Source organism: Spirillospora sp. NPDC048911 (assembly GCF_043198015.1).
In the GTDB taxonomy this organism is placed as follows: Bacteria; Actinomycetota; Actinomycetes; order Streptosporangiales; family Streptosporangiaceae; genus Spirillospora.
In genome coordinates, this window is the sequence record NZ_JBICUD010000002.1 from 1,180,538 (window position 1) to 1,203,531 (window position 22,994).

The window sequence follows — 22,994 nt, forward strand, 5'->3', positions numbered from 1 at the left end:
CGAATCCCTATTAAGTCAACCTTACATGTAGGAATAGTTGCCCACCACTCGTTCGCGTTCCGGTGGGTAGCCTGAGGTCGTGACGCGTATCGCGGCGGACGGCGTGCCCGGGGCCGAGTCCGGCATCGAGTCGCCCGGCGACCTCCTGCGGCTTCTGGACGGGCAGGCCTACCTGGCCGACGAGGGCCTGGCGACGGCGGGCTTCCTCGCGTTGCGGATGCGGCGGCCGCTGTTCCTCGAAGGCGAGGCCGGCGTCGGCAAGACCGCCCTGGCCAAGGCGCTCGCCGCGGTGCTCGACGCGCCGCTGATCCGGCTCCAGTGCTACGAGGGCCTGGACGCGGCGCAGGCGCTGTACGACTGGGACTTCCCCCGCCAGCTCCTGCATCTGCGCGCCGCCGAGGCCGCCGGGATCGCCGACGTCGACCGGCTGGAGGGCGAGCTCTACGACCGGCGCTTCCTGCTCGCCCGGCCGCTGCTGCGGGCCCTGGAGACCGTGCCGAGCGTGCTCCTCGTCGACGAGATCGACCGCGCCGACGACGAGTTCGAGGCGTTCCTGCTGGAGGTCCTGAGCGACTTCACGATCTCCGTTCCCGAGCTCGGGACCGTCCGGGCGCAGGTGCCGCCGGTCGTGGTCGTCACGTCCAACCGCACCCGCGAGGTGCACGACGCGCTCAAGCGCCGCTGCCTCTACCACTGGCTGGAGCACCCGTCCTACCAGCGCGAGGTAGCGATCATCCGGCGCCGGCTGCCCGAGGCCGCCGACCGGCTGGCCCGGCAGGTCGCCGGCGCCGCGCAGCGGCTCCGCGCCGACGACCTGCTCAAGCCGCCCGGGGTCGCCGAGAGCCTGGACTGGACCGAGGCGCTGGTCGCGCTCGGCGCGCGCGAGCTCGACCCCGAGACCGCCGCGGTCACGCTGGGCGCGGTGCTGAAGTACCGCGACGACCAGGAACGCGTCGTCAAGAACGGCCTGGCCGCCCTCCTCGACGGCGGGTGAGGCATGCGCGACGGCACTGAGACGATCATCGGCTTCGCCCGGACGGTGCGCGCGGCGGGCGGCCCCGCCGACACCGAACGGGTGCAGGCGCTGCTGAGCGCGCTCGGCCACCTGGACGTGCTCGATCCGGCCGACGTCTACTGGGCGGGCCGGTTCACGCTGTGCGCGGGCCCCGACGACATCGCCCGCTACGACCGTTGCTTCGCCGCCTACTTCGCCGGTCGCACGGCCCGTTTCACGCGCCGCGTGCCACCGGTCGTCCGGCGTTACACGGTGGTCCCCAACCCGCGGGCGCCCGCAGGGGAGGAACGAGCGACGGACGTGCAATTGGCCACCGCCAGCGACGTGGAGGTGCTGCGCGACCGCGACGTCGCCCGGCTCAACGCCGCCGAGCGCGCCGAGGTCGAGCGGCTCATCGCGCTCCTGTCCGCCGTGGCCGAGCATCGCCGGTCCCGCCGCTTCGCCCCGGCGGCCCGCGGCCGCCTCGATCCCGGCCGGACGATCCGCGAGGTGCTGCGCCGGGGCGGCGAGATCTCGTCGCTGCGCCACCGGGCCCACCGGACCCGGCCGCGCCGCGTGGTGCTCCTCATCGACGTCAGCGGCTCGATGACCCCGTACGCCGACGCGCTGCTGCGCTTCGCGCACGCCGCCGCCCGCGCGGGCGGCCGGAACGTCGAGGTGTTCAGCGCCGGAACGCGCCTGACCCGCCTCACCCGTGAGCTGCGGCACCGCGACCCCGACACCGCGATGGCGGCGGCGTCCGCCGCGATCCCCGACTGGAGCGGCGGCACCCGGCTGGGGGAGGAGCTCAAGGAGTTCCTCGACCGGTTCGGGCAGCGCGGCATGGCCCGCGGCGCCGTCGTGGTCATCGCCTCGGACGGCTGGGAACGCGGCGACGCCGGGCTGCTCGGTACCCAGATGGCGCGGCTGCACCGGCTCGCCCACCGGGTGGTGTGGGCCAACCCGCACAAGGCGCGGCCCGGCTACGAGCCGCTGACCGCCGGAATGGCGGCGGCCCTCCCGCACGTCGACGACTTCACCTCCGGGCACAGCCTCGCCGCCCTGGAGGAATTGGCCAGGCTGGTAGGCGGCGCCCATCCGGCGGCGAAGCCGCCTCCATCGCGCTCCGGGGGGCGTGGGGGGTCGTCCCCCCTCGAAGGGGAGGGCGCCCATCCGGCGGCGAAGCCGCCTCCATCGCGCTCCGGGGGGTGTGGGGGGTCGTCCCCCCTCGAAGGGGAGGGCGCCCATCCGGCGGCGAAGCCGCCTCCATCGCGCTCCGGGGGGCGTGGGGGGTCGTCCCCCCTCGAAAGAGAGGGCAAGCGTCATGCGTGACGTGCTTGATGACATTGTGCGCTGGTACGAGGCCGGGGAGACGTTCGGGCTGGCCACGGTCGTCAACACCTTTCGCAGTGCGCCGCGGCCGCCGGGGGCGGCGATGGCGGTGTCGGCCTCCGGTGAGGTGGTGGGCAGCGTCTCCGGCGGGTGCGTCGAGGGCGCGGTCTACGACCTGTGCCAGTCGGTGCTCGAGTCGGGTGAGCCGGTGCTGCGCCGGTACGGGGTGAGCGACGACGACGCGTTCGCGGTCGGCCTCACGTGCGGCGGCATTCTCGACATCCTGGTCGAGCCGGTGGGGCCGAGTGGTTTCCCGGAGTTCGGCGCGGTCGCCGCGTCGATCGCGGCGCGCGAGCCGGTCGCGGTCGCGACCGTGGTCGCCGGGCCGGGCGAGGTGGGCGCGCGGCGGATCGTGTGGGCCGATCGGTCCGCCGGGTCGCTGGCGCCGGGCACCTCGCACGCCGGGCGGCTGGACGACGCGGTCGACGACGACGCGCGGGGCATGCTCGCGCAGGGGCTGACGGGGCAGCGGCACTACGGGCGGGAGGGGGAGCGGCGGCTCGACGAGCTCACGGTGTTCGTGCACAGCTTCGCGCCGCCGCCGCGCCTGCTGGTCTTCGGCGCGATCGACTTCGCCGCGGCGGTGGCGCGGATCGGCAAGTTCCTCGGCTACCACGTGACGGTCTGCGACGCGCGGGGGGTGTTCGCGACGCCGAAGCGGTTCCCCGACGCCGACGAGGTCGTGGTCAAGTGGCCGCACAAGTTCCTCGGCGAGGCGGAGGTGGACGCGCGGACGGCGATCTGCGTCCTGACGCATGACCCCAAGTTCGACGTGCCGCTTCTGGAGGTCGCGCTGCGCACGCCGGCGGGGTACATCGGCGCCATGGGGTCGCGCCGGACCCATGACGACCGGCTGAAGAGGCTCCGCGAGGCGGGTCTCGCCGAGGCCGAGCTGGCGCGGCTGCGGTCGCCGATCGGGCTCGACCTGGGCGCCCGCACGCCCGAGGAGACGGCCGTCTCGATCGCCGCCGAGCTGATCCAGCTGCGGTGGGGCGGGTCGGGCCGGCCGCTCACCGACACCAGCGGCAGGATCCACGGCGAAACGGGGTGAGAGGGCTTACCCTCTCGGGATGACCTTGCATGGTGAGGTGCCTCCGGCCGGTTTGCTGCTGGCCGCGGGAGAGGGCAGCCGGCTCGGCCGGCCCAAGGCGCTGGTGGAGCTCGGCGGTGAGCGCCTCGTCGACCGCGGGGTGCGCATGCTGCGGGAGGCGGGCTGCTCGCCGGTGATCGTGGTGACGGGTGCCGCCGAGCTGGAGGTCATGGGCGCGGTCGTGGTGCCCAATCCCGGCTGGTCCACGGGCATGGGCTCCTCGCTGCGCACCGGGCTGGCCGCGCTGCCGCCCCACTGTCCCGCCGTCGTGGTCGCGCTGGTCGACCAGCCGCGCGTCACCACCGCGGCCGTCCGGCGCCTGGTCGAGGCGTACGACGGCGGCGCCGAGGTCGCGGTCGCCACGTACGGCGGCGAGGCGCGCAACCCGGTGCTCTTCGTCCGCGCCCATTTCGCGGCGGTCGCGGAGGCCGCGGAGGGGGATGTCGGCGCCCGGCCCTTCCTGCGCGCGCACCCCGGCCTGGTGACCCCGGTGCCCTGCGGCGACGTCGCGGCGCCCGACGACATCGACACGCCCGAGGACCTGGCGGCCTTCACCGACTGACCGGGGCCGGTGCCGACCGGATTGACTTACCTTTGTTATCTCAAATATTTTGCTTGGCAAGCAAAGCTATTTGAGCGAGGTGCGATGCCGGACGGGAACGTGCAGATCATCGAGGAGTTCCGGGCGAACGAGGGGAGGGCCGGCGGCAAGTTCGAGGGGGTGCCGCTCCTCCTGCTGACGTCCACCGGCCGCCGGAGCGGCCGCCGCCACACCACACCGCTGGCCTACAGATCCGACGGCGACCGGCTGCTGGTGTTCGCCTCCTACGCCGGATCCGACGCCGATCCGGCGTGGTTCCACAACGTGGTGGCCGACCCGCGCGTCACGATCGAGATCGGGGCCGACTCCTTCGACGCGACCGCGATTCCTCTGGAGGGCGAGGAACGCGACCGGATGTACGCGGCGCAGAGCGAGCTCGTGCCCGCGTTCGCCGACTACCAGCGGCGGACCACCCGCGTCATCCCCGTGGTGGCGCTCTACCGCGAGGGCCGGGGGCGGGAGCGCGCGCAGGCGGTCGGCGACTTCCTGACCAATGTGCACGCCGAGCTGCGCGCCGACCTGGCGTCCGTCAGGCAGGACGCGGCGGTGTACTTCGAGGGCGGACGCAAGCCCGAGCTGGGCGAGCAACTGCGCACGCACTGCCTGACTGTCTGCGACGCGCTCACCGGCCATCACACCAACGAGGACGGCGCGTTCCCGGCCGTGCGGGCGCGGTTCCCCGGCTTGGCGCCGCTGCTGGAGCGGCTGAGTCGCGAGCACGTCGCGGTGGCCAGGACGAAGGACGATCTGAGGAAGCTGGTCGAGGAGATCGGCGCCACCGACCCCGGCCGGTTCCATGCCGAGCTCGACCGGATGACCGGCGAGCTGGAGGAGCATTTCGCCTACGAGGAACGCGAGCTCGTCGCGGTGCTCAACACCCTCACCCCCGCCGACCTCGGCAGGCCGGGGAGCCCGGCGCCTAGCGGGTCGTGACCAGGAGCCGTGCGGGACGCCGGACGAGATGGCCGGTCGTCCAGGGAACGTCGGCGGCCGGGCCGACGAGCGCGAGGGCGGGCAGGCGCTCGACGAGGGCCGACAGGGCCTCCTGCAACTCCATCCGGGCCAGGTTGGCGCCCAGGCAGTAGTGCGCGCCGCGGCCGAACGCGATGTGGCCCGCGCCCTCACGGCCGGGACGGTACTCCTGCGGGTCCGGGAAGACGTCCGGGTCATGGTTGGCGGCCAGCGGCGGCGAGAGGATCGCCTGGCCCTTGCGCACGACGCCGCACGAGAGCTCGACGTCCTCCTTGGCCACCCGGGGCAGGCCCGCGTCGCCCGGCACCTCCATCCGGAGCAGCTCCTCCACGGCGTGCCCGACCATGCCGGGCGAGGCGACCAGCGCCGCGTACCGCTCGCGCGGCTCCAGGAGCCGCAGCAGCCCGCGGCTCAGCACCGACGCGGTCGTCTCGTGCCCGGCCGCCACCAGGGTCATCGCGATGCGGGTCAGCTCGTCGTCGTTGAGGCGGTCGTTGCCGTCCTCGTCCCGCGCCCGGATGAGTGTGCCGATCAGGCCGTCGCCGGGCGCCGCGCGGTGCGCCGTGATGAGCTCGGCCATGTGGACGGCGAACGCGAACGCCGACTCGATGCGCTGGTCCGGGGTCAGCGCGGCCGTGGACAGCAGGTCGTCGGACCAGCCGCGGACACGCTCGGTGTCGATGCCCTCGACTCCCATGATGTCGCAGATCACCTGGATCGGCAGCGGGAAGGCCAGCGCCGCGACGAAGTCGACCGGCTCGTCCTTGGCGAGCATGCCGTCGATCAGCTCGTTCGCGATGGCGCGCACCCGCGGCCGCCAGGCGGTGATCTGCCGGGGCGTGAACGTGCCCGACAGCAGCCGCCGCAGCCGCGTGTGGCGGGGCGGGTCCATGTTGAGCATCTGCTCGGGGTCGCTGGAGACGTCCATCCCCGACACCATCCGGGGCGCCCCGGGAAAGTCGAGCTCCCGGGTGAAGCGCGGGTCGGACAGGACCGTGATGACGTCCTCGTACCGCACCGCCATGACCGCGCCGTCACCGCTCGGCAGCCGGACCGGTCCGAGCGGCTCCTCCCGGTGCCGCCGGGTGAACTCGGCGGGCAGGCGTCCTTGCGGGCCGGGCGTGAAGGGGACGAGCGCTGGTTCGGTCACGCCGGGACGATAACCACGCCCCGGCCGCCCGAGAAAGCCCTCTCCCGTGCCCTACACATAATCGTGATCATGGTCCGTGGGCCACAATGGTGAGCTGCCGGCTCCCGCGGTTCACTTCCTGGAGGTCTTCGTGGCCAAGCCTCGTCCGGACTATCTCGACGAGCCGCGCACCACCGCGATGCTGAAACGCGGCAGCGCCGTGCACGTCGCGATCTTCAAGCTGACCGGCGGGATGATCGGCAGGCGGTTCCGGATGCAGGGGCAGCTGCGCGGGGCGCCGCCGGTCTGCCTGCTCACCACGATCGGCCGCAAGTCCGGCCAGGCCCGGACCGTGCCGCTGCTGTACCTGAACGACGGCGAGCGGATCGTCATGGTGGCCTCGCAGGGCGGCATGCCGCGCCACCCGCTCTGGTATCTCAACCTGCGGGCCAATCCGAACGTGCTGGTGCACATCGGCCGGCACCGCCGCCCCATGCGCGCCCGTACCGCGGACGGGACGGAGCGCGCGGAGCTCTGGCCGCGGCTCGTCGAGATGTATCCCGCCTACGACGACTACCAGTCGTGGACCGATCGTGAGATCCCGGTGGTCGTCTTCGAGCCCGTTCAGGACTCGGCCGTCTAGGACTTCCGTCTAGGGCTTTCCCTGCTCAGGCTTGGCCGGCAGTCCGCCGAGCGAGATGTGGATGCCGGCGATGCTCCACTCGCCGTTCTCGCGCACGTACATGTGGGTGACGCGGAACTCGCCGCCGGCGGGGTTGCCCTGGTGGGTGGCCTCCTGCAGCTGCGTGCCGACGGAGATGGCGCTGTCACCGAAGACCCGGATCTCGGCGTCCTTCCATTCGAACGAGTCGACCTTCAGGCCCGCCTCGTACCGTCTCAGCCACTGGAGCCTGGTCAGCTTGAAGCCGTAGGGCCCGACCGCGAGGAAGTCCGGGTGCAGGACCTCGTCGAGGATCTCCGGGTCGTTGGTGCGCTCGCCTTCGGCCCAGCGCGCGGCGAGCTCGGCTACGTCGGACATGGTTCCGCCTCTCGTTGAGTGAGTGCTCACTCAAATCTAACTGAGTGAGCACTCACCCGCAAGAGGTGTGCGGAACGGGTCCTACTTGTTCTTGATGGCGTGCGGGGCCGAGGCGCTCCAGGCGGGCGTCCAGTAGTCGCGAATGAACGCGGCGCACGCCGGGCCTTCGACCAGGTAGCCGAACTCCATCAGGTTGTGCGGGTACAGGTTGTCCGAGCCCACGTAGTAGACCGAGTCGTCGGCGATGTACACCTTGGCGTGCAGGCCGGGCGCGGGGTCGTGGTTGGCGAGGCTCGGCGTCGGGATCGTGGTGCCCATCCGGCCGATGCGGCTGCCGGGCGGCGGGGCCGGCCAGCGGTAGTCGGTGCCCTCGGCGGTGAACGTCACGTTGGTGAAGCAGAACGGCGCGACCTTCAGCCGCTTCATCGCGTCGGCCACGAGGGCGGTGTCCGCCTGGCCCTTCGGGCTGGACTTGCTCTTCTCCGTGAGGAGCCGCTTGAACAGCTCGTGCGTGCCGACGGCGCCGCTGCCCCAGGAGTACTGCTGCTGGCCGCCCGACGCGTCGATCGGCGAGATGATGACCTGGACCTCCAGTTCGGTGTTGGCCAGGAGCGCGTTGGCGATCCAGTGGCACACCAGGTGCTCGCGTTCCTTGAACGCGCCGGTGAACAGCAGGTCCTGCTGGCAGATCTTCAACGTGCGCTGGGCGTTGAGGATGATCTGCTCCTTGGCGACGTCGCTGGCGTTGTGGCCCAGCGCGCCGCCCCGCCCGAGCGCGAGGACGCGGCCCTTGACCCACCCGGGGTCGTCCTCCTCCGGCTCCTCGAAGGCCTCGCCCACGACCGTCCGGGGGGCCTTCTGCTGTGCCGTCGGCGGCGCGGGCTTGATGAGGGTGAGCCGGTCGCGATCGGTGCCGGGGGCGAGCGTGTCGACGCCGTACGTCGCGTTGATCTTCTTGGCGATGAGGATCGTGCCGCCCGTCTGCCACAGCCACTCGGTGAACTGCTGGGCGTGCGCCGCCGCGTCGCCGTACACCTGCACGGAGACGTCGTGGACGGGCGGGTAGGTGCCGTACGCCTCGTCCCAGAGGTTGTGGCCCCCGACCAGCGCGATGTGGCCGTCCGCCGCCACGATCTTGGCGTGGTTCCAGGAGGCCGAGACGAACTTGGTGGACAGCTGCCCGATGACGATGTTCAGGTTGGTCATCGGCAGCTTGTTGTCCCGGCAGACGGCGCTGATCCGCTGGACGAACGTGGTCATCGTGTCGTACACGACCACGTACCCGAACAGGAACCGCACCGTGATCGGCGAGCTCTTGGACCGCTCGGCCAGCGCGAGCAGGCCGTTCTCGACGGCCTTCTGGAACACCCCGGTCGGCGGGTTGAGCGAGACGACGTCCACATGCCGCTCGGCGGTCCCGATGATGGTCTCGACGGTGTCGGCCATGCTCTGCACCGACTGCTTGGCGAGCGCCCCGGCCGACGCGTCCATCGGCTGGCCCCAGATGTGCGGGGTGTCGACGATGCGGATCAGGTTGTCCGCGCTGACCGCGTGAACGGCGGTGTCCATCCCTCCGAGGTTCTGCTCGACGAGATCGATGAACGAAGGCGGCATGGCGGCTTCCATGGCCCGCCTCCTTCCCCTTGGGGCGGGCTCATGGATGAAGGGCCCGTGGAATCCCGAACGTATGCACGCGATGACCGTCCGGCAATGGACAGTTCCGGTCAGTGATTTTTCGGGCGGAATCCCAGGAGGCGACCGCTATTCCGGGAGCACGCTCTCGTCCAGCGCGCCGCAGTCGACCGCGCGCCGCAGCCGGGCGGTGAGCGCCCTGATGGTGGCGGGCTCGTCGAGGACGCCGCCGGCGCCGGCCGCCGCCTGCTCCTGCCAGGCCCGCACACGGCCGATGACCTCGTCCACGCCGCTCAGGTGGAAGGCGTAGACGGCGGCGTAGCGGCTCGGCAGGTGCGCGGGATGCAGGTCCCAGCCCTGGTAGAAGCCGTGCTTCAGCGAGTGGCGCACCTGCGCCGCGTGCACCGACCAGGCCTGGTTGACCTCGTCCGGGCCGTCGTTGCGCGGGATGACGTTGGTGGAGCCGTCCGACAGGCGGATGCCGGTGCCGGCCAGCGCGACCTGCATGGCGTTCCGGGCGAAGTCGCAGGCCGGGTGGTCCAGGCGCTGCTCGGCGGGCGGCAGCCCGATGGCCGCGGTGTAGTCGAAGACCCCGAAGTGCGCGGCCGACATGCGCCCGCGCGCCGCCTCGGCGATCGCCCGCAGGCCGAAGCGCCCCTCGTGATCGATCACGGCCTCGGTGGTCTCGATCTGGACCTCGAAGCGCAGGATGCCCTCGGGCAGGCCGAGCGCGGTCTCCAGCCGTTCCAGGTAGTCCACGAAGATCACGACATGCTCGGCCATGATCACCTTGGGAAAGGTGATCGTGAAGCCGCCGGGCAGCCGGCCGAGCCGGTCGCGCAGCGCGGTGAGGAAACCGTCGAGCGTCTTCATCGTGCGCTCGTGGCCGCCGTCGGCGAACGACTTGACCCGCAGGCCCCAGTAGTGGGGGAGGCCCTTGGCGTTGTAGGCGGTGGCGACGGCCTCGACCACCTGCGCGATGTGGCCGTCCTCCTCCTCGTCGGACCGCACGCCGTAGCCGTCCTCGAAGTCGATCCGCACGTCCTCGATCGGCTCGCTCGCCAGTTTGGCGGCCACCCGCTCCCGCACCAGCCCGGCGATCTCCGGCTCGATGCCGAACGCGGTGCCGAACGAGCCCGCGCCCGGGGTGTGGGTGTTGAGCAGCCGCAGCGCCTCGGCGCCGAAGTCGGCGGGCGTCGAGCGGGAGAACCGGTCGGCGGGGACGTAGACGGTGTGCACCGGCTGACGTCCCGACGGCGGTCCGGGAAAGTGCGCGGCGTGCTCGGCGGTCACGGCCGTCACGCGCTCGGACAGATCGTCGATCGAGGTAACGCTCAGGTTCACCCCGCAATGATCCCCCAAGACGATGCCCGCTGGGAACAAGGCGGCCCGCCGCCACGCCGCACCGGGCCGCCTGGCCCGAACCGGTCACGTCCCAAAACCTTTAACCCCTATTGATTCACCAGGGAATTCGTGGCGCGCTCCACTTCGCCTCACTGGACCACATCTCCGGTGGTCGGGCCGGCCAGAGACGGGCCGCTACGCCGACCCCGCGCGCGTCCGCGCAGACCCTCGCCGACGGCCAGACGTTCTCCAAGGACGTCAAGACCCGCGCCGAGCGCCCGGGCCGCGACCCGGACGGCATCAAGATTCTGCCCGGCATCTGCCCGATCATCGGCTCCACCGAGGAGGAAGCGCGCCGCCTGGAACAGGAGCTCACCGACCTGCAGGTCATCGACTACGGCCTCGCCCAGCTCTCCGGCATGCTGAATCACCTCATGACGCGCGGATGCCGAAGGTGCCGGTGTGCGTGGCGGCCGGCTTGAGGTCGATGAGGTCGGTTCCGGTGGCGAAGGCGTTCGGGGGGCAGGTCATCGGCTCCACGCCCATGCCCTGGCGGCGGTACTCGGCGGGGATCGTGTCGGCGGTGAAGATCTCCAGCCAGGGGTGCGTGGCGTCCAGCCAGAACGAGGTGGTGCGCTTCGAGCCGGCCAGGTGGACCCAGGCCAGGCCGCCGGGGTCGCGGGCCAGGCCGGTGAAGGCGTTGTCGATCTTGTGGTCGCCGAGGACGCGGCCGTCGCGCAGGTCGTGCGGGGTGCCGGAGACGGGTTGGGGCGGCCCGTCCGGGATCATGCGGTCGTTCACGGGGAGGTAGTGGTCGGCCGGGATGGTCACGGTGCAGGCGCCGATCGGCTCGCCGACCGTGATGTACGGGTGGGCGCCGTGGCCGTACGGGGCGGTGCGCGAGCCGGTGTTCGTCGCGGTGATGCGGACGGTGAGGCCGTGTTCGGGGTCGAGGGAGTAGTCGGCCTCCAGATCGAGGCGGAACGGGTAGCCCGGGGCGCCGAGGAGGCGGTGGGTGAGCCTTACCCGGTCCGGGCTCCGCTCCGCGAGCCGCCAGGGCGACCAGCGGACCAGTCCGTGGATCGCGCAGTCGAGGCCGGGCTCGGAGACGTCCAGCTGGTGGTCCTCGCCGTCGTAGGAGTAGCGGCCGCGGTCGACCCGGTTGGGCCAGGGGATCAGCAGCTGGCCGAACGCGCCCGGGGCGGGTTCGTCGGCGCCGTGCGTGAGGACCAGCGCATGACCGTGATGGGTCAGGGCCCGCAGGGACGCGCCCGCCTCGGTGACGACGGCGTGGTACGGCCCGGCGGTGATCTCGTACTGGGCCCCGGTGATCGGCTCGCTCATGATCGACAACTTACCCGGCCGGGTCCCGGCGTCACCCGGCCAGGGCGTGCAGGGCCTGCGTAAAGATCTCCCCGGGCGGCTCGACCAGCCCGGCGCCGACCTGGCCGGTGCCCGCCTCCCGGCCGGCGATACCGGTGTCGATCACCGGCAGGATCCCGGTCCGCACGACCCGGGTCACGTCGACCCCGGCGGGCGTGCCGCGGAACGAGAGCAGCGGCACCTGCAGGGCCGGATGCTCGGCCATGGTGATCTCGTACATCCGCCGGGTCGCCGCCAGCGCGTCGGGCACCTCGCCGCCCACGAACCGCACGATCGCCGGGGCCGCCGCGAGCGCGAACCCGCCCATCCCCACGGTCTCGGTGATGGCCGAGTCGCCGATGTCGGGGTTGGCGTCCGCCGGGCCGTACGAGCCGAGGTAGAGCCCGTCGGGCACCCCGGCCGGCCCGGTGAACCAGCGGTCGCCCGTGCCCGACACCTGGATGCCGAAGTCGGTGCCGTTGCGGGCCATCGCGACCACCAGGCTCGACCCTGGCACGTCCCGGGCGGCGTCGGCGGCGCACTTGGCAGCGGCCATCCCGACGTTGAGGAAGAAGTGGTCGTTGCCGCCGATGAAGCTCAGCACCCCGGCGAGGTCGGCGCGGGACGCCTCGGACGAGGCGAGCGCGGGCGCCAGCTCCCGCAGCAGCAGCGACGTCGCCGCCCGGTTGCGGTTGTGCAGCTCGTCGCCCATCTGCATGGCCTGCGCCATCAGCGTCATCAGGTCGAGCGGCCCGCGCAGCCGCACCGCGTCGCGCAGCGCCGGCCCGAGCACGGCGCCCATCCAGCGGAGCCGCTCGATCACCTCCGGCCCGTACGCCCCGTATCGCAGCACCTTGCCCAGCCCCTCGTTGAGCGAGCAGTACGCGGTGCCGCCGTGCTCGGCGTCCTTGACGACGAACATCCACATCGACGGGCTCACCAGCCCGGCCATGGGCCCGACCGTGGCGTGGTGGTGGCAGGGCTCCAGCGTCGCCGCGCCCCGGGCGAGGGCCTGCTCGGCCCGCTCCGGCGTGTCGGCCAGATCCTCCAGGAGCATCGCGCCGATGAGAGCCCCGCGCATCGGGCCGGACGCGCGCTCCCAGTCGATGGGCGGGCCTGCGTGCAGGAAGGCGCCGCGTTCCAGGCCCAGCACCTCCCGGGCGGGCCGCACGTCCACGAGCTGCGGACGGGCCCCGAGCATGCGCCCGGCGGCCAGGGCGTTGGCCTCGGAGTGCCGGGGATCGCCGAGGACGGTGGCGAGGGACTCCTCGGTGCCCGGCGGCGGGGGCCGCCAGTCGACCCGCTCGACCGGGACGGCCTGCCGGTGCAGCGCCTCGGCCAGCACGTCCACGCCCGCGGCGACGATGTGCGGCTCGCGGCTCAGCAACCCGCCCAGGCGTGGCCGGGACTCGCTCATGTCGCCCCCCGCGAAGCGTTCCGTGCGGCCGGCTCGCCGTCGCCGTCGCCCGGCCGGACGAGGCTCGCCGCGTGCCGCGCGGCCGCCGCGTTGGAGAGGAAGATCGCCGCCCCCGCCCGGCACAGCGCGTCGGCCTGCTGTTCGCGGCCCTGCGGGTCGGCGCGGCTGCCGCAGAGCGACACGACCACCGCCAGGTCGTCGCGGTCGCGCAGGGCCTTCTCGATGGCGGGGGCGAGCGCGGCGGCGGGGTCGGGCTCGGCGCCGTACCCGAGGACCACGTCGAGCAGCAGCACCCCGCAGGAAGGATCGGCGGCCCGCTCGGCCAGCGCCGCCAGCCGCAGCGTCGGGTCGATCATCGGGTGGGCGCGGCCGCGGGTGTAGGCGTCGTCGCCGAAGTCCACCAGCGAGTGCCCGTGCGCGGCGAGGTCCCAGCCGAGCGCGTCACCGATGACCGCCTCGGCCTCGTCACGGAGCGTCCCGCCCGCGAACAGCCCGCGCAGGCCCGGCGTCGTGCTCCCCCGGGCGATACCGTCCTCGGGCGCCGGGGCGAGCCAGGACGGCCATTGCGGCACCGGGCGGCCGAGGCGTTCGAGCGTCTCCTCCGCGGCCCGCGTCAGGTCGCCGTGCTCGCCGTCGCCGGCCCCCGGCAGGGCGAAGATCACCGGCGTGTCGAGCCGCCGGGCGGCCTCGCGGATCAGGTCGGCGACCTTCGGCGCGGGCGGCTTGGACACCATGAGGATCACCTCGGTGGCCGGGTCGGCGTCCAGCGCGGCGAGCGCCGCCAGCGCGGACCGCCCGCTCACCTGGCGGGACAGGTCCCGGCCGCCGACGCCGAGCACATGGCTCACGCCGACGCCGGCCGCGTCCAGCAGGCACATGAGCTGCTGCGCGCCGGTGCCGGACGCGGCGACCATGCCCACCGGGCCGGGCTCGACCGCGTTGGCGAAGCCGAGTCCCGCGCCGCCGACCACGGCGGTGCCGCAGTCGGGGCCGAGCACGATCAGGCCGCGCCGGGCCGCGGTCTCCTTGAGCGCGATCTCCTGGTCGAGCGGCACGTTGTCGCTGAAGATCATCACGTTCAGGCCGGCGTCGAGCGCGTCCATCGCCTCGGGGAACACCTGCGGGCCCGGCACCGACAGCAGCGCGATGCTCGCCTCCACCCGCGCCGCCGCCGTGGCCGTCGTCCGCGCCGGCGCCGTCGCGCCCAGCCCGCCCGCGGCGTCCGCCGGAGCGGGATGCGCGGCCTCGTGCAGGAGGCCGTCCAGGGCGTGCCGCGCCCCGTCGAACGCGGTGTCCTCCGCGCGGATCGCCACCACCAGATCGCCGGGCCCCGCCTCGGCTGGCACCTCGAAGCCCATCCGTTCCAGCACTTCGCGGTTGAGCCCGGTCGCCATCGCGGCCATCGCGTCGGTCACACCCGCCCGTTCGGTGAGCCGCCGGCTCACCCGCATCAGCGTCACGGAGTCGTGGTAGGCCCCCGGCCGTACCTCGACCCAGGACCGCAAGCCGTCGCTCAAGCCGTCGCTCTCCCATCGCGGGCCGCCGCGGTGGCCAGTTCCAGGACGGCGCGGCAGCCGGTGCGCACGCCCCAGGCGAGATCGGCGCCGGAGGTGTGCCCGGCGGAGAGCAGGCGCCGGACGGCCGGTGCCGGCGGCTCGTGCCCGGCCACGCCGCGCAGCACGGCGGCGACCTCGGCGCCGGCCTGACCGCCCGCGGCGCAGTGCAGGAGGGTCGCGGCCAGCGCGGTCGTCCGGGTGCCGGCGTCGGTGGTCACCGCGGCCCCGAGCCAGCCGGCCAGCCAGACGGCGGTGCCGCCGTGCCGGACGGCGCCGCCGACCAGGCGCAGCGAGACCAGCAGCCCGGCGAGGATGTCGTCGCCGCTGGGCGTCAGCCCGGGGCCGAGCCCCACGATGCGCTCGGCGGCCTCCACCGCGCCGGCGAGCTCGCCGGCGGCGCAGTGCCGGGCGAGCCGGAGCGGATCGGGGTGGCCCGCCAGTCCACATCCGGCCGTGCCGCCGGCGGCGTCGAGCGCGGTCTCCAGGCCGCGCACCCCGCGGGCCAGCGCCGGCACCGAGAGGGCGCCGAGCGAGGGGGCGGGGTCCCACCAGCGGCGGACCCGGACCTGCAGCCCGTCCATCTCGACGCGCCCGTCTCCGACGAAGGCGTCCGACCCCTCGCGGACGGCGTGGAACGGGCGTTCGCGGCTCGCGGCGACGACCACGACCGCGTTGGGCAGCCGCACCGCGTCGGAGCTGACCACCGCCACGACGCGCGGTTCGGCGGCGCCGGACTCACCGGGGCCGCGCAGCTCCAGGTAGACGGCCGTCGGGAAGACCGCGATCACCCGTGCCTGCACGCGCGGCGCGTCGATCAGGGGCCGCAGCGCGAGGCTCGCGGCGCCGGCCGCCGGCGGCCGGAGGCCCGGCCGCGCGGACAACGGGATCGGGTCACGGACGACGGCTGTCACGGGGTCCTCCCGAGGCGGGGAACGTGGCGGCCACTGTGAACAAGGCAGATCCGGGGTGGGCGGGGCCGCCCGGCCTCTGCCGAGACGGTAGACCGGCTCTCCGACGCGACGTATGGAGAAAGCTGCCAAGACTGGTTGTCATCCTTCGTCTTTGTTGTCAGGGTTGATCGGAAAGCGGTAGCGATCACGCCATATAGGGCGATGTACGCACCAAAAGGCGAGGTGACCCCTGGCATGAGTTACACCACGGCGGACCCGGGCCCACCGGCCCTGAGGCTCGCGAGTACCGGAACACTGACGTACGGTCTGTCGGTCGGCGAAGTCCTGGGGGTGTCGACCCTGAACGGGGCTCGGCTCATCGCGGGACGCGCCGGACTCGAACGCATCGTGCAGCGGCTGAACGTCATGGAGGTCCCCGACATCCTGTCGTGGGTCAAGCCCAACGAGCTGCTGCTGACCACCGGCTATCCGCTCCGCAACACCCCCCAGTCGCTCGGCAACCTGGTCGCCGACCTCGACGAACGCGGCCTGGCCGCATTGGCGATCAAGCTCGGCCGCTATCTGGAGTCGTTGCCGCCCGAGATGATCGAGCAGGCCGACCGGCGCGGCTTCCCCCTGATCCTCCTACCCAATGACGTGGGCTTCGACGACATCCTCAACCAGGTGCTGACCGACATCCTCAACCGGCAGGCCGCCGTGCTGGCGCGCACCGAGGAGGTCCACCGGGCGCTGGTGCAGATCGTGCTCTGCGGCGGCGGCCTCCAGGAGATCGTCAACGAGGTCGCGTCGCTGCTGGACGTCGCGGTCGTCGTGCTCGACGCCGAGCAGCGCGTGCTCGCGGGCGCCGGGCCCGAGGAGCACATCCAGGCCATGCGGGCCTTCAACGCGGTGTCGGCCCACGGCGTCCCCCCGCAGGGCGGGAACCCCGGCGGCTCCGGCCTCGCCGCGCACACCGGCGGCTCCGGGCACCCGAGACTCTCCGGCCTCTCCGGCGGGGACCACCTGATGGTGCCGGTGGTCGCCGGCGGCTTCGACCACGGCCGGATCCTCGCCTACAGCCCGGACGGGGCCCTGCGCGAGACCGACCTCGGCATCCTCGAACGCGCCGCCACGGTGGCCGCGCTGGTCGTGACCAAGCAGCAGGCCGTCGCCGCCGTCGAGAGCAAGTACCGCGCCGACTTCCTGCGCGACATCCTGGCCGGGCGCGCGGGCGACGACGACCGGGTCGTGGCCCACTGCGCGGGGTTCGGCTGGGACCTGGACCGCCCCGTCATGGTGGTGGTGGCCGAGCTGGACGGGCGTGCCCGTCCGGGGGAGGCCGAGACCCGTCCCGGCCGCCAGCCGGAGGCCGAGGCCCCGGTGACCCGCGGCCGCGGCGCCGACGAGCGGCTGGCCCAGGAGCGGCTCGCCGCCGCCTGGACCGCGGTCGTCCGGCGGCACGACCGCGGCGCGGCCGTGGCCAGCTTCGCGCACGAGGTCGTCGCCGTGGTGGGCGCCGACGCGGACGACGCGCTCGCCACGGGACCGGTCCACACCATGCTCAAGGAGGCGAGCGCGCTGTTCGCCGAGCATCTGTCGGTCCGCCGCACGTTCTCCACCGGCATCAGCCGCACGGTCGGCTCGCCCGCCGCGCTCCCCGAGGCGTACGAGCAGGCGGTCAAGGCCGTGCGGGTGGGCCGCCAGCTGCACGGCTCCGGCGCCCGCGCCCACTTCGACCAGCTCGGCGTCTACCGGCTGCTGAGCCTGGTCTCCGACCCCGAGGAGCTGCACGCGTTCGTCCGGGAGACCCTCGGCGAGCTCGCGGGCGACGACGAGCCGGAACTGGTTGACCTGCGCCGGACCCTTCAGGTGCTGCTGGAGACCAACCTCAACGTGGCCGAGACCGCCCGCCGCCTGCACTTCCACTACAACACCCTGCGCTACCGCATCGGCAAACTGGAAAGGATGCTCGGCCCCTTCACCGAGGACGCGCACCTGCGGCTCAACCTCACGCTCGCACTCCACGTCCTGCGCATGCGCGGAATCTGAGGGAAATTCGGGATTTAACAGACCCGTGATTTGAAACACACCTGGTTGGGGCATTCTTCACCGGAACGCTCCAGGGGCGGCGCGCAGGGGCGCCCCCCGGAGCCAGTGGGGCTATCACTCGGGGCGATGAGGAGGCGGCATGGCCATCGGCTGGAAGCTGCACGGAGACGGGAAGACCCCGCCGCCCGGTGAGGTGGTGCGCCCGGACGAGCGGCTGTCGTGGCCGCGGACCGCCGGGATCGGCGCCCAGCACGTGGTGGCGATGTTCGGCGCGACGTTCGTCTTCCCGATCGTGATGGGCCTGGACCCCAACCTGGCGATCATGATGTCCGGCGTCGCCACGATCCTCTTCCTGCTGATCGTCGGCGGCCGGGTGCCCAGCTACCTCGGCACCAGCGCCTCGTTCGTCGGCGCCGTCGCGGCCGTCCGGGCGGCGGGCGGCAGCAGCGCGGAGGTCACCGGCGCGATCCTCGTCGCGGGCCTGGTCCTCGCGGCCGTCGGACTCCTGATCCACTTCCTCGGCCCGGCGGTCATCCACGCGGTCTTCCCGCCCGTCGTGACGGGCGCCGTGGTCATGCTCATCGGCTTCAACCTCGCGCCGGTGGTGGCCAACGTCTACTGGCCGCAGGACCAGTGGGTGGCCCTCCTGACGCTCACCTTCGCGGTCCTGTGCGCAGTGCTCCTGCGAGGCTTCTGGGCGCGCATCGCCATCCTGCTCGCCCTGGTCTTCGGCTTCGCGCTCTCCTGGCTCCTGGACAAGACCGCAGGCCAGATCACCTCGGCGCTGCCCGGCCAGAACCTCCGCGACGCCGCCGGAGAGGCCTGCCCCCAAGAGGGCACCTACTGCGTCGCCACGTCCTTCCCGCACGACCGCGTCAACTTCGACGGAGTCAAAGCAGCAGATTGGTTCGGATTCCCGGACCTCCACGGCCCGGACTTCAAGACCTCGGCGATCCTGCTCGCCCTGCCCGCCGTCATCGCGCTGATCGCCGAGAACACCGGGCACGTCAAGGCGGTCGCCGCGATGACCGGCGACGACCTCGACCCGGTGCTCGGCCGCGCCATCGCGGCCGACGGCGTCGGCACCGCCCTCGCGTCGGCGGTCGGCGGCTCGCCCACCACGACCTACGCCGAGAACATCGGCGTCATGGCCGCCACCCGGATCTACTCGACGGCCGCCTACTACATCGCCGCCGTGGTGGCGATCCTCTTCGGCCTGTGCCCGAAGTTCGGCGCGCTGGTCGCGGCGACCCCCGGCGGCGTGCTCGGCGGCATCACCGTCGTCCTCTACGGGATGATCGGCCTGCTCGGCGCCAAGATCTGGATCGAGAACCGCGTCGACTTCGCCGACCCGGTCAACCTGGTCCCGGTCGCCGCCGGGATCATCCTGGCCATCGGCAACGTCACCCTCACCATCACCGACGACTTCCCGCTCCAGGGCATCGCCCTGGGCACGATCGCCCTGCTCGTCGGCTACCACGTCCTCAACGCGATCGCCGGGACCCGCCGCGGCCCCGACACCGGCGCCGGTGTGATCGCACCGGCGGAGACGGAGATAGGCGGACCCGTCCGCCGGCCTACAACGGAGTAGGAGCCGTGTGAAACCACCCCCTTTCGACTATCACTCCCCGCGCACCCTCGACGAAGCCCTCGGCTCCCTGACCGGGGAGGCCGGCGCGAAGGTGCTCGCGGGGGGCCAGAGCCTGATCCCGCTGCTCAACATGCGGCTGGCCGCCCCGGCGCGGCTGGTGGACATCAACCGGATCGCCGCCCTCGACACGATCGAGGTGTCCGGCCGGGGCGTGCTGGTCGGCGCGCTCGCCCGGCACACGGCGGTCGAGCGGGCGGCGGACGCGGCGCGGGCGCAGCCCCTGCTGCGCCAGGCGATCCGGCACGTCGCGCATCCCGTCATCCGTAACCGCGGCACGGTCGTCGGCAGCCTGGCCCATGCCGATCCCGCCGCCGAGCTGCCCGCCGTCCTGGCGTTGCTGGGCGGGGAGGTCGAGGCGGCGTCGGCGCGGGGCCGGCGGACGATCCCGGCGGGGGAGTTCTTCCAGGGGCCGCTGGAGTCGGCGCTCGATCCCGGCGAGCTCGCGATCGCCGCGTTCTTCCCGGCGGCTCCGCCCCGGACGGGCACCGCGTTCCTGGAGACGGCCCGCAGGCACGGCGACTACGCGCTCGTGGGGGTGGCGGCGCTCGTCACGCTCGACGAGGATCTGCGGGTGAGCGATGCTCGTGCCGGTTATCTGGGCGTCGGTGCCGTGCCGCTCGTGCTGGAGCTGGCCGAGCCCGCGGCGGCGGCGCAGGCCGGCCGCCCGCCGGGGGCGCTCGACTGGTCCGGGGCCGCCGCGTTCGCCCGGGAACGGGTCGATCCCGAAAGCGACATCCACGCCGACGCGGGGTACCGGCGCCACCTGGTCGGGGTGCTGACCGAACGGGTTCTGCACGCCGCCACCGCCGCCGCGCACGAGGGGGTCCGATGACACACGAGGTCGCTCTGACGGTGAACGGGGTGCACCGCACGGCGGAGGTGCCCGCCCGGCGGCTGCTGTCGGACTTCCTGCGGCACGACCTGGGGCTGACGGGTACGCACGTAGGCTGCGAGCACGGCGTGTGCGGTTGCTGCACGGTGCTGATGGACGGCGAGCCGGTGCGTTCGTGCCTGATGTTCGCCGTGACCGCAGCGGGCCACGACATCGTGACGGTCGAGGGGCTCGCCGAGCCTGATGGGACGATGTCACCCGTCCAGCGGGCCTTCCAGGAGTGCCACGGGCTCCAGTGCGGCTTCTGCACGCCTGGCTTCCTGTGCACGGTCACGGCGTTGCTCAAGGAGAATCCGCGCCCCACCGACGACGAGGTGCTGGAGGGCATCTCCGGCAACCTGTGCCGCTGCACCGGCTACCAGAACATCCTCAAATCGGTGCACCGGGCGGCCGACCTGCTCGGCGAGGAGGCGTGATGGGGCCTGTGAACAGCCGCGCGGCGGCTGGACTGAGGAGTGTCGGGAGCTTGCGACCAGAACGACGAGGGAAGCCGTCGCGAAAAGGCGGCTCTGAACCGCCGAGCGGAGCGAGGCAATGAGCACGCGCATGTTCGGCGAGCCGATTCCCCGGCGGGAGGATCCGAGGCTCCTCACCGGCCAGGGCCGCTACCTCGACGACCTCGGACGGGACGCCCTCGCGGCGGCCTTCGTCCGGTCACCGCACGCGCATGCCCGCATCGTTGACATCGACGTCACGGACGCGCTCGACGTCGAGGGCCTGGTCGCCATCTACACGTGGGACGACCTCCCCGGCCGGATCGGCGAGCCGCTGCCCCTGCTCATCCCGCATCCGTCGCTGACCCACGGCCGGACCGCCCACCCGCTCGCGCGCGACATCGTCCGGCACGTCGGGGAGCCCGTGGTGATGGTCGTCGCCCGCGACCGCTACCTGGCGGAGGACGCGGCCGAGCGGATTCGCGTCGAGTACGACCCGCTGCCGCCCGTGGTCGGCATCGAGAACGCCGCGCGCGCCGACCATCTCGTCCACGATGACGTGCCGGGCAACGTGGGGGCGGTGCTCCTTCAGGAGACCGGAGACGTCGCCGCCGCCATCGAGAACGCGCCGAACGTGCTGGAGTTCCGGCTCGACATCGAGCGCAGCGCCGCGACCCCGCTGGAGGGACGCGGCGTCTACGCGCGCTGGGACGCCGACGACGGGTCGTTGCGCGTCTACTCCTCGACCCAGGCGTCCACGAGCGTGCGCGCGGCGATCGCCGCCAGGCTGGGGCTGCCGCCCGGGAAGGTCGAGGTGATCGCGCCCGACGTCGGCGGCGGCTTCGGGGTCAAGATCGTGCATCCGTGGCCGGAGGAGGTCCTCGTCCCGTGGGCCGCGCGGCTGCTCGGCCGCGAGCTCAAATGGACCGAGGACCGCCGCGAGCACTTCGTCTCGGCCGCGCACGAGCGCGGCCAGGTGCAGCACGTGAAGGTCGGCTTCGACGGCGCGGGCCGGGTCCTCGGCCTGGACGTGCGGATCCTGCACGACCACGGCGCCTACACCCCGTACGGCGTCATCCTCCCGATCGTCACCTCCACCCAGCTGCTCGGCCCGTACAAGATCGGGGCCTACCGGGCGGAGGTCACCAGCCTCTACACCAACACGGTCATCGTCACCCCCTACCGCGGCGCGGGCCGCCCGCAGGGCGTGTTCTGCATGGAACGCACGATGGACCGGATCGCCGACCACCTCGGCCTGGACCGCACCGAGGTGCGCGCCGCCAACTTCATCGGGCCGGACGAGTTCCCCTACGACCAGGGGCTCACGTTCCAGGACGGGCGGCCGCTGATCTACGACTCGGGCGACTATCCCGAGATGCTCCGCAAGATCAAGGAGCTCATCGGCTGGGACGGCTTCGCCGGCCGCCGGGCCCACGCCGCCGCCAAGGGCCGCCGGATCGGCATCGGGCTCGGCTGCTACGTCGAGGGCACCGGCGTCGGGCCGTACGAGGGCGGGCACGTCGAGATCGACTCGACCGGCCGGGTGAACGTGTCGACCGGCCTGACGTCCCAGGGCCAGGGCCACCAGACCGTCTTCGCCCAGATCGCCGCGTCCGAGCTGGGCGTGCCCCTCTCCGACGTCCACGTCACCACGGGCGACACCCGCCGCTTCGGCTACGCCGTCGGCACGTTCGCCTCCCGAGCCGCGGTGATGAGCGGCAACGCGATCGCGCTCGCGAGCCGGAAGGTCCGCGAGAAGGCCCTGCGCATCGCCGCCGAGGCGCTGGAGGCCGACCCCGGCGATCTCGACATCACCGACGGCGTGGTCCACGTGAAGGGCGACCCCGCCTCGGCCATCCCCCTGCGCACCGTCGCGGTCCTCTCCAACCCGCTGCGCTATGCCTTCGACGAGGAGGCGGCCCGCGCCACCCAGTTCGCCGTGGGCGGCTCGCCCGACGACCCGCCGGTCACGCCTGGCGACGAACCCGGTCTCGAGGGCAGGGACTACTACTCGCCCGTCCGTTCCACCTTCGCCTCGGGCATGCACGCCGCCGTCGTCGAGATCGACCCCGAGACCGCCGAGATCCACGTGCTCCGCTACGCCGTCGTCCACGACTGCGGCCGCCTCATCAACCCGATGGTCGTGGAGGGCCAGATCCACGGGGGAGTCGCGCAGGGCATCGGCGGCGCCCTCTACGAGCGCATGGAGTACGACGAGTCCGGCCAGCTCCTGAACGCCTCGTTCATGGACTTCCTCATGCCGTACGCCACCGAGATCCCGCGCGTCGAGACCGATCACCTGGAGACCCCGTCGCCGCTCAACCCCCTCGGCATCAAGGGCGCGGGCGAGGCGGGCGTGATCCCCGTCTCCGCCGTGATCGCGTCTGCGATCGAGGACGCCACCGCGATCCCGATCGCGAAGATGCCCCTCTCACCCTCCGAACTCTTCTCTCTCATGGGCGCCCAATCGGGGCTGCGGGACGTCTCCGACCCCAGCCCCGCACGCCAGCGCGCTACCTGAGCTGGAGCGAGCCGCCAGGCGAAGCTTCA

Annotated in this window: 20 protein-coding genes; 12 read left to right on the forward strand and 8 right to left on the reverse strand. The window is 72.9% G+C overall.

The window, feature by feature from the left end; all coding sequences use genetic code 11:
* The first annotated feature begins 88 nt into the window (after positions 1-88).
* The 5 genes from ACGFNU_RS12800 (at position 89) to ACGFNU_RS12820 (ending at position 5,010) form a co-directional block, all read left to right on the forward strand.
* Positions 89-994 (forward strand): AAA family ATPase, encoded by a 906-nt coding sequence (locus tag ACGFNU_RS12800; RefSeq protein ID WP_392593519.1) that lies wholly within the window; start codon positions 89-91, stop codon positions 992-994.
* A 3-nt stretch (positions 995-997) separates the two neighbouring features.
* Positions 998-2,326: a VWA domain-containing protein gene (locus tag ACGFNU_RS12805; protein WP_392592947.1), complete on the forward strand. Its 1,329-nt coding sequence runs from the start codon at positions 998-1,000 to the stop codon at positions 2,324-2,326.
* Positions 2,319-3,437: an XdhC family protein gene (locus tag ACGFNU_RS12810; RefSeq protein WP_392592949.1), complete on the forward strand. Its 1,119-nt coding sequence runs from the start codon at positions 2,319-2,321 to the stop codon at positions 3,435-3,437. The genes ACGFNU_RS12805 and ACGFNU_RS12810 overlap by 8 nt, the downstream gene beginning before the upstream one ends.
* 19 nt (positions 3,438-3,456) lie before the next feature.
* The gene (locus ACGFNU_RS12815; RefSeq protein WP_392592951.1) at positions 3,457-4,038 is read left to right on the forward strand and encodes an NTP transferase domain-containing protein; all 582 of its coding nucleotides are present in this window, start codon (positions 3,457-3,459) and stop codon (positions 4,036-4,038) included.
* An 84-nt stretch (positions 4,039-4,122) separates the two neighbouring features.
* Positions 4,123-5,010, forward strand: coding sequence for a nitroreductase/quinone reductase family protein (locus tag ACGFNU_RS12820; protein ID WP_392592953.1), 888 nt, complete (start codon positions 4,123-4,125; stop codon positions 5,008-5,010).
* Here the strand turns inward: ACGFNU_RS12820 and ACGFNU_RS12825 are convergent.
* The gene (locus tag ACGFNU_RS12825; RefSeq protein WP_392592955.1) at positions 4,997-6,199 is read right to left on the reverse strand and encodes a cytochrome P450; all 1,203 of its coding nucleotides are present in this window, start codon (positions 6,197-6,199) and stop codon (positions 4,997-4,999) included. The genes ACGFNU_RS12820 and ACGFNU_RS12825 overlap by 14 nt on opposite strands.
* 130 nt (positions 6,200-6,329) lie before the next feature.
* Between ACGFNU_RS12825 and ACGFNU_RS12830 the strand changes: the two genes are divergently transcribed.
* On the forward strand, positions 6,330-6,821 hold the full coding sequence (locus ACGFNU_RS12830) for a nitroreductase family deazaflavin-dependent oxidoreductase (protein WP_392592957.1): 492 nt from the start codon (positions 6,330-6,332) through the stop codon (positions 6,819-6,821).
* A 9-nt stretch (positions 6,822-6,830) separates the two neighbouring features.
* Here ACGFNU_RS12830 and ACGFNU_RS12835 read toward each other — a convergent pair whose 3' ends face one another.
* From ACGFNU_RS12835 to ACGFNU_RS12845, 3 genes are all read right to left on the reverse strand, one after another.
* On the reverse strand, positions 6,831-7,217 hold the full coding sequence (locus ACGFNU_RS12835; protein WP_392592959.1) for a nuclear transport factor 2 family protein: 387 nt from the start codon (positions 7,215-7,217) through the stop codon (positions 6,831-6,833).
* A gap of 81 nt (positions 7,218-7,298) precedes the next feature.
* A complete protein-coding gene (locus ACGFNU_RS12840) occupies positions 7,299-8,843 on the reverse strand; it encodes a hypothetical protein (protein ID WP_392592961.1) in 1,545 nt (514 codons plus the stop codon).
* A gap of 135 nt (positions 8,844-8,978) precedes the next feature.
* Positions 8,979-10,193: a DUF6986 family protein gene (locus ACGFNU_RS12845; RefSeq protein WP_392592963.1), complete on the reverse strand. Its 1,215-nt coding sequence runs from the start codon at positions 10,191-10,193 to the stop codon at positions 8,979-8,981.
* A gap of 110 nt (positions 10,194-10,303) precedes the next feature.
* On the opposite strand from ACGFNU_RS12845, the gene ACGFNU_RS12850 reads away from it, so the two are divergent.
* Positions 10,304-10,675 carry a hypothetical protein gene (locus tag ACGFNU_RS12850; RefSeq protein ID WP_392592964.1) on the forward strand — a complete coding sequence of 124 codons (372 nt, stop codon included), beginning with the start codon at positions 10,304-10,306 and terminating at the stop codon, positions 10,673-10,675.
* Here the strand turns inward: ACGFNU_RS12850 and ACGFNU_RS12855 are convergent.
* Genes ACGFNU_RS12855 through ACGFNU_RS12870 form a run of 4 tightly spaced genes read right to left on the reverse strand, consistent with a single transcriptional unit; the run spans position 10,626 to position 15,439 of the window.
* Positions 10,626-11,537, reverse strand: coding sequence for an aldose 1-epimerase family protein (locus ACGFNU_RS12855; protein WP_392592966.1), 912 nt, complete (start codon positions 11,535-11,537; stop codon positions 10,626-10,628). The genes ACGFNU_RS12850 and ACGFNU_RS12855 overlap by 50 nt on opposite strands.
* Positions 11,538-11,568: 31 nt before the next feature.
* The gene (locus ACGFNU_RS12860; protein WP_392592968.1) at positions 11,569-12,972 is read right to left on the reverse strand and encodes a DUF1116 domain-containing protein; all 1,404 of its coding nucleotides are present in this window, start codon (positions 12,970-12,972) and stop codon (positions 11,569-11,571) included.
* Positions 12,969-14,489 carry an FdrA family protein gene (locus tag ACGFNU_RS12865; protein ID WP_392592970.1) on the reverse strand — a complete coding sequence of 507 codons (1,521 nt, stop codon included), beginning with the start codon at positions 14,487-14,489 and terminating at the stop codon, positions 12,969-12,971. Before ACGFNU_RS12865 ends, ACGFNU_RS12860 begins: the two co-directional genes overlap by 4 nt.
* A complete protein-coding gene (locus tag ACGFNU_RS12870; protein ID WP_392592972.1) occupies positions 14,486-15,439 on the reverse strand; it encodes a DUF2877 domain-containing protein in 954 nt (317 codons plus the stop codon). The genes ACGFNU_RS12865 and ACGFNU_RS12870 overlap by 4 nt, the downstream gene beginning before the upstream one ends.
* A 234-nt stretch (positions 15,440-15,673) precedes the next feature.
* Here ACGFNU_RS12870 and ACGFNU_RS12875 point away from each other — a divergent pair, with 234 nt between their 5' ends.
* The 5 genes from ACGFNU_RS12875 (at position 15,674) to cutA (ending at position 22,965) form a co-directional block, all read left to right on the forward strand.
* Positions 15,674-17,467 carry a PucR family transcriptional regulator gene (locus ACGFNU_RS12875; RefSeq protein ID WP_392592973.1) on the forward strand — a complete coding sequence of 598 codons (1,794 nt, stop codon included), beginning with the start codon at positions 15,674-15,676 and terminating at the stop codon, positions 17,465-17,467.
* 139 nt (positions 17,468-17,606) lie between these two features.
* Positions 17,607-19,058 (forward strand): uracil-xanthine permease family protein, encoded by a 1,452-nt coding sequence (locus ACGFNU_RS12880; RefSeq protein WP_392592975.1) that lies wholly within the window; start codon positions 17,607-17,609, stop codon positions 19,056-19,058.
* Positions 19,059-19,065: 7 nt separating this feature from the next.
* Entirely contained in the window at positions 19,066-19,950 is an 885-nt protein-coding gene (locus ACGFNU_RS12885; protein WP_392592977.1) for an FAD binding domain-containing protein, read from the forward strand.
* A complete protein-coding gene (locus tag ACGFNU_RS12890; RefSeq protein ID WP_392592979.1) occupies positions 19,947-20,426 on the forward strand; it encodes a (2Fe-2S)-binding protein in 480 nt (159 codons plus the stop codon). The genes ACGFNU_RS12885 and ACGFNU_RS12890 overlap by 4 nt, the downstream gene beginning before the upstream one ends.
* A 118-nt stretch (positions 20,427-20,544) precedes the next feature.
* Positions 20,545-22,965, forward strand: a complete 2,421-nt coding sequence (gene cutA, locus ACGFNU_RS12895) for an aerobic carbon-monoxide dehydrogenase large subunit (protein ID WP_392592981.1) — start codon at positions 20,545-20,547, stop codon at positions 22,963-22,965.
* The last annotated feature ends 29 nt before the right edge of the window (positions 22,966-22,994 follow it).